Source organism: Paraburkholderia sp. CNPSo 3274, from assembly GCF_024206475.1.
Taxonomy (GTDB): domain Bacteria; phylum Pseudomonadota; class Gammaproteobacteria; order Burkholderiales; family Burkholderiaceae; genus Paraburkholderia.
In genome coordinates this window covers 1-17,463 of the sequence record NZ_JAMBPR010000051.1, presented here as the reverse complement: position 1 = coordinate 17,463, position 17,463 = coordinate 1, and the positions used below count along the sequence as shown (strand labels likewise).

The 17,463-nt window shown below is 64.7% G+C and carries 14 protein-coding genes and 1 pseudogene; 8 read left to right on the top strand and 7 right to left on the bottom strand.

Annotated features, from left to right (window positions below):
• Positions 1-108 precede the first annotated feature (108 nt).
• Genes M3I54_RS29250 through M3I54_RS29235 form a run of 3 tightly spaced genes read left to right on the top strand, consistent with a single transcriptional unit; the run spans position 109 to position 6,372 of the window.
• A complete protein-coding gene (locus M3I54_RS29250; RefSeq protein WP_309249648.1) occupies positions 109-1,749 on the top strand; it encodes an efflux RND transporter periplasmic adaptor subunit in 1,641 nt (546 codons plus the stop codon).
• Between the two features lie 3 nt (positions 1,750-1,752).
• Positions 1,753-4,917: an efflux RND transporter permease subunit gene (locus M3I54_RS29240; RefSeq protein WP_254342141.1), complete on the top strand. Its 3,165-nt coding sequence runs from the start codon at positions 1,753-1,755 to the stop codon at positions 4,915-4,917.
• A 3-nt stretch (positions 4,918-4,920) separates the two neighbouring features.
• The gene (locus M3I54_RS29235; protein WP_254342140.1) at positions 4,921-6,372 is read left to right on the top strand and encodes an efflux transporter outer membrane subunit; all 1,452 of its coding nucleotides are present in this window, start codon (positions 4,921-4,923) and stop codon (positions 6,370-6,372) included.
• Between the two features lie 67 nt (positions 6,373-6,439).
• On the opposite strand, the gene M3I54_RS29230 is transcribed toward M3I54_RS29235, so the two are convergent.
• From M3I54_RS29230 to M3I54_RS29215, 4 genes are all read right to left on the bottom strand, one after another.
• Positions 6,440-6,664, bottom strand: a complete 225-nt coding sequence (locus M3I54_RS29230; protein ID WP_254342139.1) for a hypothetical protein — start codon at positions 6,662-6,664, stop codon at positions 6,440-6,442.
• A 151-nt stretch (positions 6,665-6,815) separates the two neighbouring features.
• Entirely contained in the window at positions 6,816-7,181 is a 366-nt protein-coding gene (locus M3I54_RS29225) for a hypothetical protein (RefSeq protein ID WP_028205078.1), read from the bottom strand.
• Between the two features lie 244 nt (positions 7,182-7,425).
• Positions 7,426-8,001, bottom strand: coding sequence for an ankyrin repeat domain-containing protein (locus M3I54_RS29220; protein WP_254342138.1), 576 nt, complete (start codon positions 7,999-8,001; stop codon positions 7,426-7,428).
• Positions 8,002-8,192: 191 nt separating this feature from the next.
• Complete coding sequence (locus M3I54_RS29215; protein WP_254342137.1) at positions 8,193-9,584, bottom strand: short-chain fatty acid transporter; 1,392 nt, start codon at positions 9,582-9,584, stop codon at positions 8,193-8,195.
• A 500-nt stretch (positions 9,585-10,084) separates the two neighbouring features.
• Between M3I54_RS29215 and M3I54_RS29210 the strand changes: the two genes are divergently transcribed.
• Positions 10,085-10,741: a peroxiredoxin gene (locus tag M3I54_RS29210; protein WP_254342136.1), complete on the top strand. Its 657-nt coding sequence runs from the start codon at positions 10,085-10,087 to the stop codon at positions 10,739-10,741.
• 117 nt (positions 10,742-10,858) lie between these two features.
• On the opposite strand, the gene M3I54_RS29205 is transcribed toward M3I54_RS29210, so the two are convergent.
• From M3I54_RS29205 to M3I54_RS29195, 3 genes are read right to left on the bottom strand one after another with little or no spacing between them, the layout of a single operon-like run.
• Positions 10,859-11,722, bottom strand: coding sequence for an ABC transporter permease (locus M3I54_RS29205; protein WP_254342135.1), 864 nt, complete (start codon positions 11,720-11,722; stop codon positions 10,859-10,861).
• 17 nt (positions 11,723-11,739) lie between these two features.
• Positions 11,740-12,534, bottom strand: coding sequence for an ABC transporter ATP-binding protein (locus tag M3I54_RS29200; RefSeq protein WP_254342134.1), 795 nt, complete (start codon positions 12,532-12,534; stop codon positions 11,740-11,742).
• Between the two features lie 37 nt (positions 12,535-12,571).
• The gene (locus M3I54_RS29195) at positions 12,572-13,591 is read right to left on the bottom strand and encodes an ABC transporter substrate-binding protein (protein ID WP_254342133.1); all 1,020 of its coding nucleotides are present in this window, start codon (positions 13,589-13,591) and stop codon (positions 12,572-12,574) included.
• A 194-nt stretch (positions 13,592-13,785) separates the two neighbouring features.
• Between M3I54_RS29195 and M3I54_RS29190 the strand changes: the two genes are divergently transcribed.
• The 4 genes and pseudogenes from M3I54_RS29190 to M3I54_RS29175 form a co-directional block, all read left to right on the top strand.
• Entirely contained in the window at positions 13,786-14,463 is a 678-nt protein-coding gene (locus tag M3I54_RS29190) for a response regulator (protein ID WP_254342132.1), read from the top strand.
• A gap of 18 nt (positions 14,464-14,481) precedes the next feature.
• Positions 14,482-15,891, top strand: coding sequence for a sensor histidine kinase (locus tag M3I54_RS29185; protein WP_254342131.1), 1,410 nt, complete (start codon positions 14,482-14,484; stop codon positions 15,889-15,891).
• A gap of 160 nt (positions 15,892-16,051) precedes the next feature.
• Complete coding sequence (hutC, locus tag M3I54_RS29180) at positions 16,052-16,765, top strand: histidine utilization repressor (protein ID WP_254342130.1); 714 nt, start codon at positions 16,052-16,054, stop codon at positions 16,763-16,765.
• A 449-nt stretch (positions 16,766-17,214) separates the two neighbouring features.
• Positions 17,215-17,463: pseudogene (locus tag M3I54_RS29175) on the top strand (urocanate hydratase); the annotation flags it as partial.

Here is a 17,463-nt window from a genome sequence, read left to right as displayed (position 1 = left end):
TGCTCGAGCACCAAAGTCAGTTTGGCGATTGATTCGACCCGATCGCCCGCGCGCGCCTGATTTGGCTTCGTCGGTCCAGCGCAGATCGTCGATAACACGGAGAACAGCATGACTCACGGAATTCGGGTGGCCAGCTTGTGTCTGTCGTTGGGCTTGCTGGTAAGTGTCGTTGGATGTCATGAAAACAAACCTGCTGCCCAAACGCGACCTGCCGCGAACGTCGATGTGATCAATGTTGCGCTGCGTGACGTGCCCGTGGTCTTCGAGTACGTGGGGCAGACAGAAAGCTCGCAGCAAGTCGAGATTCGCTCTCGCGTGAACGGCTTCCTGGAAAAGCGCGTGTATACGGAAGGCTCGCTGGTCCATCAGGGCGATGTCATGTTCATCATGGACCGCAAACCGTTCGAAGCCACGCTCGACGCCGCGAAGGCCGAGCTTGCGCAGCAAAAAGCGCGGCTCGAAACCGCGCAGGCCAACCTCAACCGCGTGCGCCCGCTGGCCGCGAAGAACGCGTTAAGCCAGAAGGATCTCGACGACTCGGTCGGGCAGGAACAGGCGGCCGCCGCCGCGGTAGAAGGGGCGCGGGCGAATGTCATTAGCGCGACGCTCAATCTTGGGTACACGACGATCGTCGCGCCCGTTACGGGTCTTTCGAGCTTTGCGAAGAAGCAGGACGGTTCGTATCTCGATGCGACCAACAGCCTGCTCACTTACGTGGCCAAGCTCGATCCCATGTGGATCAACTTTTCGCTCTCCGAGAACGAGATGCTCGATCTGCGCACGCAAACGCAGAACGGCACGCTCAAGCTGCCGCCGATCGGCAAGCTCGAAGCGGTGATCGTGCTTGCGGACGGCAGTATCTATCCGGAGCGTGGCCGCATCGCCTTCACCGACGCCTCGCTAAGCTCGGAAACCGGCACCTACCTGATCCGCGCCGCAATGCCGAACCCCACGGGGTCGCTGCGGCCCGGTCAGTTCGTACGCATCAAGCTGCTGGGCGCGGCGCGCGCCGCCGCCGTGGCCGTGCCGCAGTCGGCGGTGCAGCAGGGGCCGCGCGGCGCGTATGTGTGGACCGTCGACACGGACGGAAAAGCGCAGCAGCGCGCGGTGGAAACGGGTGAGTGGAACGGTAATGCATGGGTGATCAAGTCGGGCTTGCGTCCGGGCGATCATGTCATCATCGACAATACGCTGCGCCTCATGCCCGGTGCGCCGGTCAAGGCGAATCTCGTGGCCACGCCGCCGGCGACCGTGAATCTCGGCGGCGCGGCGGCTGGGGCCGAGGGCGCAGGCGGCGGGGCCCAAGCGGGCGCGGCTGGGGCTTCCGGCCCGGCTGCTGCGAACGCGAACGCTAACGCTCAGGCAAGCGCGGGCACGACCGCCGCTCAACCGGCCGCCGCCTCCGGCGCTCCCGACGTGTTGGGCGAACACACCGCGCTTTACTTCGCAACGGCCAGCGCGAGCCTCGACGCCCAGTCCGCCGACGCGCTCGCGGGCGTGGCGCGCCGTCTCGTCGCCGAGCCGGGCATACGCGTGGCGATTTCCGGCTACGCCGATTCGACCGGCTCCTATGCCTCGAATGAGCGTCTCGCGGCCGCGCGTGCGGCCACAGTGCGCAATGCGCTGATCGTGGCAGGCGTGAAAAGCGAGCGCATCGACATGCACAAACCGGCGCGGATCGTCGCCAATGACCCGCCCGACAAATCCCGCCGTGTGGACGTCACGTTCTCGCCCGCCGCGGGAGGCTGAACGATGAAGTTCTCTCACTTCTTCATTGACCGGCCGATTTTCGCGTCGGTGGTCTCGATCGTGCTCGTGGTCGCCGGTCTCGTGGCGATGTTCAACCTGCCGATCGCGCAGTTTCCGGACATCGCGCCACCCACCATCACGGTGAGCGCGACGTATCCGGGCGCGAGCGCCGATATCGTGGCGCAGAACGTCGCTGCGCCGATCGAGCAGCAGGTCAACGGCGCGGACAACATGATGTACATGAACTCGTCGAGTTCCTCGACGGGCAACATGACACTTACCGTCTACTTCAATATCGGCACCGACCCGTCACTGGCCCAGGTGGACGTACAGAACCGCGTGAACCTCGCGTTGCCGTTTTTGCCGGATGCGGTGCAGTCGCAGGGCGTCTCGGTGCAGAAGCGCTCGTCGGCGTTCATGATGGTGATCGCGATCTATTCGCCCGATAACTCTTATGACGCGGCCTACGTGGCGAACTACGCGAACGTCTATGTGCTCGACGCGCTCAAGCGCATTCCGGGCGCGAACCAGGCGTCGATCTTCGGTTCGGCTGACTATGCGATGCGGGTATGGCTCAAGCCCGACCGCATGGCGAAGCTCGGCATCACGGTGGCCGACGTACAGAACGCGATAGCCCAGCAGAACCAGCAGTTCTCCGCGGGCCGTCTTGGCCAGGCGCCCACCAACGCGCCTGTGAACCAGACGTTCCCGGTGGCGACGAAAGGGCGCCTGACGGAGCCGGCCGAATTCGACAACATCATCCTCAAGGCGGCGTCGGGCGATGCGGCCATCGTGCGCATCAAGGACATCGGCCATACGGAACTGGGCTCGAAGGACTACACGCTGCGCGGCCGCTACAACGGCAAGACCGCCACGCTGCTCGCCGTCTATCAGCAGCCGGGCGCGAATGCGCTGCAAGTGGCCAAGCAGGTGCGCCAGACACTGGAGCAGTTGAACAAGAGTTTCCCGCCAGGGCTCAAGTACGAAGTCGCGCTCGATACGACCGAATTCGTCCATGAGTCGATTGGCGAGGTGGTGCATACACTGCGTGACGCGATAATTCTCGTGATCATCGTCGTGTATATCTTTTTGCAGAGCTTCCGTGCGACGCTCGTGCCGCTGCTTGCCGTGCCAGTGTCGATCATCGGTGCGTTCATCGGCATGGCGGCGTTCGGCTTCTCGATCAACATGCTCACATTGTTCGGCATGGTGCTGGCAATCGGCATCGTGGTGGACGACGCGATCGTGGTGATTGAAAACGTCGAGCGCAACATGTCGGAATTCAAGCTGCCGCCGAAGGAAGCGGCCAAACGCGCGATGGACGAAGTGAGCGGGCCGGTGATCGCGATCGTGCTGGTGCTGCTCGCGGTGTTCATACCGGTGGCATTTCTGTCTGGTATCACCGGGCAGTTGTACAAGCAGTTCGCTGTGACGATCGCGGTCTCGGTGGTGCTCTCGGGCATCGTCGCGCTCACGCTGTCGCCCGCGCTCGCGGCCATCCTGCTCAAGCCAGAGGAGCACAAGAAGAACCGCTTCTTCCGCTGGTTCAATGACAAGTTCGCGCGCCTCACCGATGGCTATGGCAGCTGGGTGGAGACAGCGATACGGCGCGTGGTGATTTCCATCGGCCTGATCGTCGTGATGCTGATTGCGACAGGCGGGCTCTTCAAACACATTCCATCGTCGTTCCTGCCCGTGGAGGATCAGGGCTATCTGTTCGGCGCGGTCGTGCTGCCCGACGCCGCGAGTCTCGACCGCACAGGCGACCTCTCGAAGAAGGCGGAGGACTGGTTCTCGAAGCAGCCTGCCGTGAGTTCGGTCGCCGCGCCGATCGGCTACAGCCTGATCGACTCGCAGTACAAGGCGAACGCGGGCACGTTGTTCGTGACGCTCAAGGGCTTCAAGGACCGCGGCGAGAACGGCACCGCGGAGGACCTGATCCGCAGCGCCACGAAGGCCTTCTCGGGATTCAAGGACGGCGTGGTCGTGCCGCTTAATCCGCCATCCATTCCAGGTCTGGGCACGACGGGTGGCTTCGAGTTCTGGGCGCAAAGCTCCGGCGACGGCACCTATGCGCAGCTCGAAGAGAAGGTTCGCGAGATCATTGCGAAGGCGCGGCAAAACCCGGCGTTGCGCGGCGTGAATTCGACCATCAACACGAATTCGCGCCAGCTGCTCGTGGAAGTGGACCGCGAGCGGGCGGAAACCCTCGGCGTGCCGGTTCAGGACATCTATTCTGCACTCCAGACAATGTTCGGTTCCTTGTACGTGAGCCAGTTCCCGAAGGGCAGCCGTCTCTTCCAGGTGATCATTCAGGCGGAGCCTCAATACCGCTTGACTCCGGATGATATCCAGCAGCTCTATGTGCGCAACCGCAACAACGACATGGTGCCGATCAAAGCCGTGACGACCTCGCGCTTCGTGTCTGGGTCCGACATCGTCAACCGCTTCAACAACTTCCCCGCGGCGAAGATCACCGGCGACGCGGCGCCGGGTCATAGCTCGGGCGAGGCGATCGCGGCAATGGAACAGATCGCCAACGAAGTGCTGGGCGATGGCTACAGCTACGAATGGAGCGGACAGGCGTACGAAGAGAAGAAGGCCGGCTCGACGGCGGCGCTCGTGTTCGGGTTCGCACTGCTGATGGTGTTCCTCATTCTCGCGGCGCAGTACGAGAAGTGGTCGCTGCCGATTGGCGTGCTGCTGGCCGTGCCGTTCGCGATCTTCGGGGCGCTGGTGGGCATCCTCCTGCGCGGCATGGAAAACGACGTGTACTTCCAGATCGGCTTGACTGTGCTGATCGCGCTCGCGGCGAAGAACGCCATTCTGATCTTCGAGTTCGCGGTGGAAATGCGCGAGAAGGAGAACATGTCTCCCTACGAGGCTGCGCTGCACGCCGCGAAGCTGCGCCTGCGGCCGATCATCATGACCTCGCTCGCGTTCATCCTGGGATGCGTGCCGCTCGCCATCGCCAGCGGCGCCTCGGCCGCGAGCCGGCGCTCGCTCGGCACCGGCGTGATCGCGGGCATGCTCGGGGCCACGGCGATCGCACTCTTCTTCATTCCGATGTTCTTCTGGGGACTGGAAACGCTCTCGTCGCGCAAGAAGCCGGACGCTACGCCGCATGCCAGCACGCCCCCTGCGGCGCCGCCTTCGCAGGAGGGCTGAGCGATGAAGATACGTTCGAATCGCACGAATCGCGCGCTGCGTCCTCTCGGGCTGGTCGTCGCGACGGCTTGCCTTGGCGCGTGCGCGGTCGGGCCCGACTATCATCGTCCCGCGGTCGAGACGCCGTCGACGTTTCGCTACGCCTCGCCGCAGGCGGAGGCCGTCGACACCTCGCTCGACTGGTGGACACAGTTCAACGATCCGGTGCTCAACGACCTGGTCGCGAAGGCGCTCGCGCAGAACAAGGACATCCTGATCGCGGCGGCACGCGTCGAGGAGTTCTACGGGCGGTATGTCGTAACGCGTGCGGGCCTCTTCCCGCAGGTTTCGGCGAATTTCGGGGCGTCACGCAGCCGTAGCGTTCCCGCGCCGGGCTTCCCGCCCGTGGTTGGCAATCAGGTGCAGCTCAATGGCGCGGTCTCCTGGGAACTCGATCTGTTCGGCCACCTGCGCCGGCTCACCGAAGCGGCGCGCGCCGATTATATGGCCACGCAGTCCGCGCAGCAGGCCACGCGCATTTCGATCATCGCGAACGTGGCGACGTCCTATCTGCAACTGCGTGACTTCGACAATCAGTTGATCATCGCTCAGGACACGCTCGAAAGCCGCAAGGGCGCGCTCGATCTCTTCAACGAGCGCTATGCGGGCGGTGTCGTTTCGAGGTTGCAGGTGAGTCAGGCGCAGTCGGAGTACGAATCCGCACAAACTTCCGTGTATTCGATCCAGCAGGAAATCGCGACGCAGGAAGACGCCATTTCGCTGCTGCTGGGCCAGAATCCGGGGCCGATTGCGCGCGGCAAGTCGATCACCGAGCTCACCGCGCCCGCCATCCCCGCCGGCCTGCCTTCGACCCTGCTGGAGCGCCGGCCCGATATTCTGCAGGCCGAACAAACGCTCATTTCGGCGAATGCATCGATCGGCGCAGCGCGCGCGCTGTATTTCCCGCAAATTTCGCTCACGGGACTGTTCGGCGCCGCGAGCACTGCGCTCTCGGGGCTCTGGACCGGCCCCGCGCGCGTCTGGTCGTTCGCAGGCGCGGTCACGCAGCCGATTTTCGAGGGCGGCGCGATCGCGGGTGGCGTGCATCAGGCCGAAGCCGTGCAGCGGGAAGCGCTCTTCAGCTACGAGCAGACGATCCAGCAGGCGTTCGCCGATGTCGAGAATGCGCTCGTGGGCGTGGCGCGCACGCGTGATCAGCTCGATTCGACGACGCGCCAGGTGGCTGCGCTCATGGAATACACGTCAGTCGCGCGCGATCTGTACGAAGGCGGCTACACGAGCTATCTGGAAGTGCTCGACGCCGAGCGCAGTCTCTTCAATGCGCAGTTGCAGCAGTCGTCGCTGCAGGACCAGGAACTCGCGCAGATCGTGAACCTGTACAAGGCGCTCGGTTATGGCTGGACGCCGGCAGCACCGCCGCCCGCGGCAGACAGCGCGAAGCCGTCGCAGTCTTGAGCCGCGACGGCTGCGCTTCGAGGCGGGGCGGGGAAAGGCGAACCTGGCGCGGGCGCGCCGGTTCGTTTCATGGAGTTTCCGACATCAGCCAGCGCAGCGATTGCGGAGCAGGCTTGGTGGCTTTCGCGGTCTGCTGGGCTTTGGGCGCCGGCTTCGCGACTTTTTGCAGCTGGATGGGCCGGGCGGCGTTAAGGGCCGTTGCATGGCCGCCGGTTTGCGCGAGCGCAGCGGGGCTCGCCGACGCCAACGCGAGCAGCGCGGCGGCGAACGTCAGGGCGAGGGGGCGAGTCATCTGAGTTCTCCCGCGTGGGTGAGCGGCCGGCGAAGGGGAAGAGGGCCGGCGCTGCAAGCGGAAGTATGTTCTGAGGATAACCACCACGCGTCCATCATTTGATGGAGAAACGCGTGGCAAGTGTGGTGAACCCCGCTTATCGGGTTCCGGTTTAGTCGGCGGGGCGTCGGTCGGCGAGCGCTCGTTCGCAGTCCTTGAGCACTTGCAGGACCAGCTTGGCCTGGTAGTTCAGGTCGTCCGTGTCGAGAATTTCCTCGACGGCGTCGCGCGCCCAGACTGCGTCCACGAACCACGCGTGCTGCTGCGCGATGTCCTGCGCCATGGCAGCGAGGCGCGCGATCGCGAGCCAGTCGGCCTCGCGCGCGTGACGGTCGAGCCACTTGTGCGCCGCCTGGACGTGAAAAGCCGCGTTGGGCCAGGATTCGTTGAGATAGTAGGCCCCGAGGCTCCCGCAGGTGAGCCAGCAGAGCAGCTCCACGCGATCGCGCGGACTCAGATGGTGGCGTACATCACTCATGGCGACGCTCGCGAAAGTAACAGAGTTCGATTGACGGGTGCGTGCAGACTTTCGAATCCGATGACAAAACGATATCACGGCTCGTGGAAAATCGCCTGCCCCGCACTGGCGCTGCACGCACGGGTGTTACATGGATAGCGTCGCCTGGCGGCGCGTTGTATGCAAACCAGGAGAGACACCAGGAAGGCGCGTACAGTTATGCGCTTTGCAGCGTTTCGCGTGCCTGGCCATCGCGCCCTTTGATTCACGCGCGTTTGCCGCCTTCTTTCCGGGCGAGCTGGGCGGCCGTGTCCACCGCGCCCATCGCGTTCGCCACGTCGAGCGCGGTGTTGCCCGCGGCGTCGTGCGCCGCCGGGTTTGCGCCGCGCGCGAGCAGCAGGTCGACGATATCGGAGCGGTTGAACATGGCGGCGATCATCAGCGCCGTGCGGCCGTCGGGAGAGGCGCCTTCCACGTCGGCACCGTTTTCCAGCAGGGTGCTGACCACGTCGGCGTAGCCCTTGAAGGCCGCGCCCGCGATCGGCGTTTGCCCGTTGTCGTTGCGCAGGTTGGGGTCGGCGCCGCGCTGCACGAGCGCGCGCACGGCGGCGGCGTGGCCGTGATAGCTCGCGAGCATCACGAGGGTGTCGCCTTTTTCGTTGCGCAGGTTCGGCGGCAGCCCCTGGTCGATGAGCGTGGCGAGCGTGGTGGCTTCGCCGCGGCGCGCGGTGTCGAACACCTGACGCGCGAACTCGACGAAACGCGGCTCGAGTTCGCCGTCGTCTTTGCCGGAGCCGGACGAAGAGGATGGGGGCGGGGTGGGCGGCGCGCTGGCGGTCACGGCAGTCTCCTGGTTCGGATCGCATATCGATTCGGGGCGGCGTGCCGCCGTCGAGGCTTGCCCATTGTCGCCGATCTTCGCGAGCCGCGAGGCCGGGGCGGCTCACGCGCGCCGCATGAAAAAAGGCGCTGCCCGAACCGCTAAAAAGCGGCCGGCGCAGCGCCTGCCTTCACGGCGGAACCGCTTGACGCTCAGGGCACGAGCCAGAGCGCGGCGGCGTAGATCACGAGCGACACGGCGAACGTCACGGCGGTATAACCCATCACGCGCTGGATGCGGATGCCCGCGATCGCGACGATCGGCACGGCCCAGAACGGCTGCAGCATGTTCGAGACGTTCTCGGCCATCGCGACGCCCATGGCGGTGCGCGGCACCGAGGCGTGCAGGCTCAGCGCGGCGGGCAGCACGAACGGCCCTTGTACGGCCCAATGGCCGCCCGCGCTCGGCACGAGCAGCGTAATGATCAGCGAACTCAGATAGCTCCAGAGCGGCAGCGAAAGCGGCGTGGCGATCGTGACGAAGGCCTTGGCGATCATCGAGGCGAGGCCCGTGCCCTTCATCACGCCCATGATGCCGCCGTACACGGGGTACTGCAGCAGCATGGAGCCGGTTTGGCGCGCGGCGCGGCGAATGGCGTTCGCGTAGGCGATAGGCGTGCGCTGAAGCGCGAGGCCGATCAGCAGAAAGATCAGGATCGTCGTGTTGATGTCGAGATCGAAACCCTTTTCGCTCCATTCCATCGCAAGATAGCCTGCGCCGAGCACGATCAGCAGCAGCGTGCCGAGCATCGACTGCTCGAGGCGCGATGCGAACGAAGGCGTGCCGTTGTCGACGCGCGCGTGCGGGTCGTCGCTGGCGCCGGTATCGTTCGCTTCGGTTTCGGCGGCCTGGCTAAACGGCGCCACGTGCTCCGGCTTCGGGTGCATGCGGATGAAGATGAACGTCATCACGACCACCACGAGCACGGTGGGGATGAAGACGAACGGCGCGAATACGGTCTGGCTCAGCGGAATCACGTGGCCGGTCGCCTTTTCCACGAGATTGAGCGCGTTGCCCGGCGAGGCCTGTGAAAGGGCGATCGAACTGGAGAGCCCGCTATTGCAGATCGACCATGCCGAATAGCTGCCCGCCACGAGCCACGCGAAATCCACGTTCACGCGCTTGGCGATTTCACGCGAGAGCAGCGCGCCCACGATCAGGCCGAGGCCCCAGTTCAGCCATGCGGCGATGGCGACCACCGGAAACACCAGCAGCGCGGCGCGCGCCGGCGTTTGCGCCTTGGCCGCGAGCGCGCGCAGCACGCGCTGGATCACGGGCGCTTCGGCAATGGCATAGCCCGTGGCGAGGATCAGGATCATCTGCAGCGCGAAGCCGAGAATGCCGAACGTGCCTTCGTACCAGGAGCTGAGCAGTGTGGGGATATCGCCGTGCGGCGCCAGGACAAACGCGAGCACCGCGACGAAGAAGGTGAGGCAGATGGACAGAACGAAGGGGTCGGGCATGACCCGCTCGAAAACATACACGAGGGTGGCGACAACACCCTGGCGGGAATCGCGCGATTCAGTCTGGAGGTCTCTTTTCATGCTCTTTCAGCGTGTTCGTAGCGTGTGGCTACTGGCTGGCCGGAGCGGACAGGAGGCGTTGCTTGCGGGCGGTCCCGGCACCGTGCGGCTGGCGAGCCAGGCGCGGGGTGGGCGGGGAGGCAGGTGCGGCTCCTCCATCAGCGAGAGGCGATGCCGCCCCGGCGCAGCGGGTTCATATCACGCCTTGCACGCGCGAATTTGCACGGCAAGACGGCCAGCCCGTTCTTGTTATTCTCGTGTTCGCAATTCGAACACGGTTTCGTTTATCGAACGGGGCATTATTCGCTTCATGCCGAGTGGATGTCAAGGCTGCGATAGCGCGCCGATGCCGCATTTTCGCGGGAAATGAGGGTGAGATGTATGGTTAACGTAAAAATAATGAAAGCGGAAAGATATTTCAAAAGCGTCATCCGAACTACCTAAAATGCAAAAGCGGGAGGCACTCTCGCGTGCTCGCAGGCATTCACAATCTGTCTATCACTGCCCTTTGGAGACTGGAGATGACGATTCGTCTAGGAGAAGATGCACCGGATTTCACCGCGGAGACCACCGAAGGCACGATCCATTTTCACGAATGGATCGGCGACCACTGGGCCATCCTTTTTTCGCATCCGAAAGACTTCACGCCCGTTTGCACGACTGAACTCGGCTATATGGCGAAGCTCAAGCCGGAGTTCGACAAGCGCAACACGAAGATCATCGGTCTGAGCATCGACCCGGTGACCGACCATGCGAAGTGGGCCAAGGACATCGAGGAAACGCAGGGCAGCGCCGTCAACTATCCGATGATTGGCGACCCGGACCTGCACGTCGCGAAGCTCTACGACATGATTCACCCGAACGCGAGCGGCGCGAGCCCCCGTACGGCGGCCGACAACGCCACGATACGCGCAGTGTTTCTCATCGGGCCGGACAAGAAAGTAAAGGCGATGTTCGTCTACCCGATGAGTTCGGGCCGCAATTTCGACGAGGTGCTGCGCCTGCTCGATTCGCTGCAGCTCACGGCCAAGCACACGGTGGCGACGCCGGTGAACTGGAAACCGGGCGACGACGTCATCATCCCGACTTCGGTTTCCGACGACGCGGCGAAGCAGAAGTATCCGCAAGGTTTCAAGACGCTCAAGCCGTATCTGCGCACGGTCGAGCAGCCGAAGTAAGGGCTCGCGCAGCATAGCGGAAGCGCAAAAAAAACGCGGCGCACTGGCAGTGCGCCGCGGACCACGGGCCAGGTAAGCTCGCGTTTCACGCAGCCCGGACAGGGGAACCGGATTGAATCAGTTCGAAGGCGTGGGCCGCCACTTGAGCAGGCGATGCTCGAGCGCGGTGAGCAGATAGTCGGCGGCTAGCGCGACCACGGCGAGCACGATCATCGCGGCGAACACGCCGCTCGCGTTGAACGCACCCTGCGCCGTCGAGATCAGCAAACCGATGCCTTGCTTCGAACCGAGGAATTCGCCCACCACGGCGCCGACCAGCGCGAAGCCGAAGCTCACGTGCAGGCTCGCGAGAATCCACGAAAGCGCTGAGGGAATCACGACCGAGGTCGTCACCTGGCGGCGCGACGCGCCGAGAATCTGCGCATTGGCGATCATGTAGCGGTCGGCCTCGCGCACGCCCTGGAACGCATTGGCGAACACCACGAAGAACACCATCACCACGGCGAGCGCGACTTTCGACGCCATGCCGAGCCCCAGCGCGATCACGAACACCGAGCCGAGCACCACGCGCGGAATCGAGTTGGCGATCTTGATGTAGAGGCTGAACACGTCGGAGAGCAGCTTGTTGCGGCCAAGCACGATGCCGCAGAACACGCCGGCCACCGAGCCGATGATGAAGCCGAGGCCCGTTTCTTCGAGCGTGACCCAGACCTGCGTGAGCAGGGGCCCCTGCGAGGTGCCGTTCACGAACCAGTCGATGATCTGGTCGAAGATGGCCGTGGGCATCGAGAAGAAGAACGGATCGATCCATTTGAGGCGCGCGGCGAGTTCCCAGCCGCCGAGCACGACGACGAGCACGAGAATACGCAGCGAAATGACGAGCCAGTTGCGCTGACGAATGCGCTTTTGCGCGGCGCGCTCGACGGCGTCGAGCGAAGCGGGATCGAGGCCTTGCGGCAGAGTTTGTTGCGGGGTGGACATAGTGAACGGCTCCGGTGTTAGGCGATCTGCACTTCTTCGCGCAGGTCGTGCCAGATCTGGCGCGACAGTTCGACGAAGTGCGGCGCGTAGCGGATTTCGGACGTCACGCGCGGGCGCGGCAGATCGATCTCGTAGACCTTCTTGAGCGTGGCGGGGCGCGCGGTCAGCACGAACACGCGGTCGGCGAGCGCAATGGCTTCTTCGAGGTCGTGCGTGACGAATACCACCGAGCCCGTGCCGCCCCACAGCTGCAACAGCTCGTCCTGCATGAGCGTGCGCGTTTGCATGTCGAGCGCCGAGAACGGTTCGTCCATCAGCAGGATTTCGGGCTTGTTGATGAACGTCTGCGCAAGCGCCACGCGCTTTCGCATGCCGCCCGAAAGCTGATGCGGATAATGCTTGCCGAAGTTGGCGAGGCCCACGCGGCGCAGCCATTCGTTGGCTTCGTCGTAAGCCGCCGATTTCGAGCGGCCGCGATAGAGCGGACCGGCCGCCACGTTGTCGAGCACCGAGCGCCACGGGAACACGGCGTCGGCCTGGAACACGAAGCCGATGCGCGGATCGATGCCGTTCACGGGCGCGCCCATCACGCGCACTTCGCCCGTGGTGGGTTTGAGCAGGCCCGTGATCATGCTGAGCGTGGTGGACTTGCCGCAGCCCGTGGGCCCGACGATCGCGACGAACTCGCCGCGCGCGACCGACATGCTGAAGTCGCGCAGGGCGACGGTCGCCTTGCCGTCCGGTGAAATGAAGCGGCACGAAACGTGGCGCAGCTCGATGGCCGGCGTGCCTTGGGAAAGGGAGGAAGTCATTGTCTCAGTGGGCTGAACGTGGGGCCGATTGCGTTGCTTACTTCGACGCCGTGGCGGTCGTAGCCGGCAGATAGTCGTTCGACCAGGTCTTCGCGAGGTCGATGTGCTTGCCCTTCACCGAAGGATTGAACGCAGAGAGCACCTTGAGCACCGTATCCGGGCCGTCGGCGGGCATGCGGCCGTCCTTCGTGAACATCGGCAGCGAGGACTTCAGCGCGGCCACGTAGAGATCCTTGTTGTTGCCGTAGTAGTCCTTGGGCATCTTCGCGGCGATTTCATCGGCGCTATGCGTGGCGATGAAGTTGAGCGTGCGCGAGAACGCGTGCGCGAGCTTTGTCGCTTCGTCCTTGTGCGACTGCGCCCAGGCGCGCTGCACGTAGAAGCTCGAAGCGGGGTAGGTGCCGCCGAGCGCCGCGCGCGTGCCTTCGAGCGTGCGCATGTCGACGAGCACCTTGGCGTCGCCGGTTTGCAGCAGACGCGAGACGGTGGGCTCCGTGGTCATGCCCGCGTCGATGCGGTTCTGCTTGATCGCCGCGATGAAGGTATTGTCCGCGCCGACCGGCAGCAGCGTGTACTGGTTGGAGGGCACGCCCGAGCGCTGCGCGAGGTACTGCGTGAGGAAGCTCGTGGAGGACCCCAGGCCCGTTACGCCGAGCGTCTTGCCCTTCACGTCGGCCATGCTCTTGAGCGTGCCGGCCGCCGCGTTCGACACCATTTCCACTTCGCCCGGCACCTGGCCGAACACCACGAGCGTCTGCACTTCCTTGCCCTTGCTCTGCAGGTCGATGGTGTGATCGTAGAAGCCCACCACGCCTTGCACCGCACCCGCGAGCAGTTCGTTCTCCGCGTCCACGCCGGCCGGCTGCGACTGCAGCTCGACGTCGAGGCCTTCGTCCTTGAAGTAGCCGAGCTGCTCGGTCAGTTTGGCGGGGAGATAGATGATCTTGGTTGCGCCGCCAACCATGATCGTGATCGTTTCCGCGTGGGCAGCCGTGGAGCCGGCGGCAAGGGCAAACGCGACACTCGATACAGCGGCGATCTGGCGCAAGGTAGGCATCGTGGAGTCTCCTGAAGGTGGTGCGCCGTGCATGCGGGCGCTTTTTGGTGGATGGAGCCGATTATAAAAACCGTAAGCCTTCTGCCAGCCTTCTAGCGCCGTGCAAAATCGTCCGTGTTAACCCGCAGGGCGGCGACGCGCTGGCGACGGCACAATCGACTCCCCGAAACCTTCGCACCTTGCCTGCGCCGCCCATGAAATTGCTGCTGATCGAAGACAATCCCACGCTGGCGCACTGGCTCGTCAAGACGCTGGAGGAGCAGGCGTTCGCCTTTGACGCCGTGCAGGACGGCGAAGCCGCCGACCAGTTGCTGCGGTCCAATCGCTACGAAGTGGTCCTGCTCGACCTCAATTTGCCAAAGCTCTCGGGCAAGAACGTGCTGCGGCGGCTGCGCCAGCGCGGCGACGCGACGCCCGTGATGGTGCTCACGGCAAGCGGCTCGATCGACGAAAAGGTGGAGCTGCTCGGCGCGGGCGCCGACGACTATCTCGTCAAGCCCTTCGAGGTGCGCGAACTGGTGGCGCGCATCAAGGTGCTGATTCGCCGGCAAACGCCCGCGCGCGCGAACGAAATCGGCTGCGGGGACCTCGTGTTCGACCTCAACACACGCCAGTTCACGCTGAAGGGCGCGCCGCTGAACGTCACGCCGCGCGAGCGCACGGTGCTCGAAACGCTGGCGCTGCGGCTTGGCCAGACCGTTTCGAAGGCCGCGCTCGTCGATGCGATCTTCACGCTCGCCGACGAACCGAGCGAGGACGCCATCGAAATCTACGTCTCACGGCTGCGCAAGAAGCTCGAAGGCAGCTCGGCCGTGATCGTGACACTGCGCGGCCTGGGCTATTTGCTGCGCAGGAAGGATGAAACACTATGACGACTTACGCGTGCCGTCATGACGGGTAGCCTGCGTATTCGCCTGCTGTGGTGGATGCTCGTGCCGCTCGCGCTCTACGTGAGTTTTACGGCGACCTCCGAGTATCGCGCTGCGCGCCATACTGCCGATCTCGTGCAGGACGGCCGGCTGCTTTCGTCCGCGCGCATGATCGCCGGTTCCGTGCAATGGGCCGACGGCGCGCTGCGCGCCGACGTGCCGCCCGCAGCGCTCGAACTCTTTGCCTCGCCGCAGCAGGATCAGGTGTTCTACAACGTGCGCGTGGAGGGCGGCTCGCTGCTCGCGGGCATGCCCGATTTTCCGCATGCGGCTTCGGCGCCCGCCGTCGAATCGCCCGTTTCGTACGACGCCGAGCTGCGCGGCCAGGCCGTGCGCGCCGTGAGCGTGGTGCGTTCCATGTACGACAATGGCCGTATCTGGCGCGTGCGCGTCTCGGTTGGCAAGACCGAGCGCTCGCGCGACGCGATGGTAGAGGCGCTGTGGCGTCCCCAGCTTTATCGCCAGATCGGCATGGTCATGCTGGCCGTGGCGCTCGCCTGCATCGGTCTCACGTTCGAGCTGCGTCCGCTGATGAAGCTCAAGAACGACGTGGCGGACCGCGATCCTTCGCACCTCGAACCCATTCGTGTCGAAGGGCTGCATGTCGAACTGCGACCCGTTGTGGACGCAATCAATCAATGCATTGCGCGCCTTTCGGCACAGACGGCGGCGCAGCGCCGCTTCATCGCCGATGCCGCGCACCAGCTGCGCACGCCGCTCACGCTGCTCGGTACCCAATTGCAATACGCGCGCCAGCAAAAAGCCGTCGATCCCGCGCTCGACGAAGTGCTGGCGGCCATGCATGTGAGTAACCGCTCGATGGTCGCGCTCACGAACCAGTTACTGCTGCTCGCGCAGGCCGAGGCGCTGGACCCGGCGCAGTTGCCGGCTGCGCCCGTCGACATGGCGCAGCTCGCGCGCGAAGTGGTCGAAGCGCTCTCGCTGCTCGCGCAGACGCGAGGCATCGATCTCGGCGCGGAGCTGCCTCGCGAGGCGGGCGAGGCGGTGGTGCAGGGGCATCGCGAATTGTTGCGCGCGATGGTCAGCAATCTCGTGGACAACGCGCTGCGCTACACACCGGCTGGCGGGCACGTCACGGTGTCGGTGCGGGCGAGCGGTGAGACGGTCGCGCTCGAAGTGCTCGACGACGGACGTGGCATTCCCGCGGAAGCGCGTGCGCGCGTTTTCGAGCCTTTCTTCCGCGCTGCCGCCGAGACGGAAGGCACCGGCCTCGGTTTGGCGATCGTGCGCGAGATCGCGCAGTCGCATCGCGGCGCGGTGAGTCTGAGTCCGGGCGCGGACGGGCGGGGCGTGCGCGCCTGCGTGGTGCTCGCGCGCTGGCAGCCCGCGCTTGTGGCCGAGCCTGTATAGGAGGCGGCGCGGCGATTCGAGGCCATGTCGTGCTGCCTCGCAGCCCGTGCGCGGAGCCACTTTAAGGGGCGGTACAATGTGGCCGCCTGAAGCCGCAAGCCCGCGCCGCGCCTGGCGGCCATCGCTGCGGCGGCCTCCCGTTCATTCGAAGATCGAGACCATGCAAAAGAAAACGGTCCGCAGTGCCCCGTTGCCCGCCTACGAGCAGATCAAGCGTCATGTGCTCGCGCAGATCGAAAGTGGCGCCTTGGGGCCCGGCGACGTGGTGCCTTCCGAAACGGAACTGGTGAAAGAATTCGGCGTGGCGCGCATGACGGTGTCGCGCGCGCTGCGCGAACTGATGGCCGAAGGCGTGCTGAACCGCGTGCGCGGCTCGGGCACTTACGTGGCGCCGCGCCAGTACGAGTCGACCGTGCTGCAGATCCGCAATATCGCCGACGAAATCGCGGCGCGCGGCCATCGGCATGCGGCACGCGTGCTGGAACTGGAGTCGAGCGACGATCCGAATGCGATCGCCGCGCTCGAACTCGACGCCGGGCCGGTGTTCCACTCGCGCATCGTGCACAGCGAAGAGGGCGAGCCGATCCAGTACGAGGACCGCTACGTGAACCCCGAGGTGTTCCCCGAATACCTCGCCCAGGACTTCACCGTCGAGACGCCGAATCACTACATGGTGCGCCTCGCGCCGATCCAGCGCGCCGAGTTTCGCATCTACGCGCAGAAGCCCGACGCGCGCGTGCGGCAGTATCTGGAGATGGAAATCGGCGAGCCTTGCCTGCTGTTGCTGCGGCGCACGTGGGTGGGGCGTCATGTGGCGACTTCCGTGCGCCTGTGGCATCCGGCTTCGCGGTTTCATCTGGCGGGCACCGTTTGAGCATGGGCGGCGCCCCGCATTGGCCCCACGACAAGAAGGCCGCGCCCGCTCGTTTCCTGCAGTCTTCCTGAACTGCAGTCCGCCGGACGCTGAAGAGCGTCTTGCCACTTGGGGCCAAGCGCTCCGTCCCTCCTGAACCCGACCTCCCTCAAGCCCGCCTTTTCCCTTGCGCGAGCGGTCTGGTCGCGGCCACGGGTCGTGCACTGTGTCGGGCTGTTTGCAGACGTCTTGTCTAGACAAACATTTCACGGCTCGCCTGCCGGCTCCTCGCTTTCGCGGCCGATTTCCGCTATTTTCGTCAGGGTAACTACTAACCCACGTTTTATCGAAACGAGTTGTATATACAACTTGGCAGCGTTAGACTTAGGCCACGTTGCAGCGCTCATCGCACCTCCGCGGGCGCAGCCCTTCAGCTTGCTACCCAGACTCGACGGACTCGAACAAACGCCATGAACCACCCGAACTTCACCGACCCCCGCCTCGACCCGACCCGCACGATCCGCGCGCCGCGCGGCAGCGAGAAGGTCTGCAAGACCTGGCTGGCGGAAGCCGCCTACCGGATGATCCAGAACAATCTGGACCCGGAAGTCGCCGAGCATCCGCATGCGCTCGTGGTGTATGGCGGCATTGGCCGTGCCGCGCGCAACTGGGAGTGCTTCGACCAGATCCTCGCGTCGCTGAAGGACCTGAACGAGGAC

Coding starts and splice junctions, on each gene's coding strand:
- M3I54_RS29235 (WP_254342140.1), top strand. CDS start 4,921: ATGAAGATACGTTCGAATCGCACGAATCGCGCGCTGCGTCCTCTCGGG.
- M3I54_RS29215 (WP_254342137.1), bottom strand. CDS start 9,584: ATGAAAAGAGACCTCCAGACTGAATCGCGCGATTCCCGCCAGGGTGTT.
- M3I54_RS29205 (WP_254342135.1), bottom strand. CDS start 11,722: ATGTCCACCCCGCAACAAACTCTGCCGCAAGGCCTCGATCCCGCTTCG.
- M3I54_RS29195 (WP_254342133.1), bottom strand. CDS start 13,591: ATGCCTACCTTGCGCCAGATCGCCGCTGTATCGAGTGTCGCGTTTGCC.
- M3I54_RS29250 (WP_309249648.1), top strand. CDS start 109: ATGACTCACGGAATTCGGGTGGCCAGCTTGTGTCTGTCGTTGGGCTTG.
- hutC (WP_254342130.1), top strand. CDS start 16,052: ATGCAAAAGAAAACGGTCCGCAGTGCCCCGTTGCCCGCCTACGAGCAG.
- M3I54_RS29190 (WP_254342132.1), top strand. CDS start 13,786: ATGAAATTGCTGCTGATCGAAGACAATCCCACGCTGGCGCACTGGCTC.
- M3I54_RS29225 (WP_028205078.1), bottom strand. CDS start 7,181: ATGAGTGATGTACGCCACCATCTGAGTCCGCGCGATCGCGTGGAGCTG.
- M3I54_RS29200 (WP_254342134.1), bottom strand. CDS start 12,534: ATGACTTCCTCCCTTTCCCAAGGCACGCCGGCCATCGAGCTGCGCCAC.
- M3I54_RS29230 (WP_254342139.1), bottom strand. CDS start 6,664: ATGACTCGCCCCCTCGCCCTGACGTTCGCCGCCGCGCTGCTCGCGTTG.
- M3I54_RS29240 (WP_254342141.1), top strand. CDS start 1,753: ATGAAGTTCTCTCACTTCTTCATTGACCGGCCGATTTTCGCGTCGGTG.
- M3I54_RS29210 (WP_254342136.1), top strand. CDS start 10,085: ATGACGATTCGTCTAGGAGAAGATGCACCGGATTTCACCGCGGAGACC.
- M3I54_RS29185 (WP_254342131.1), top strand. CDS start 14,482: ATGACGGGTAGCCTGCGTATTCGCCTGCTGTGGTGGATGCTCGTGCCG.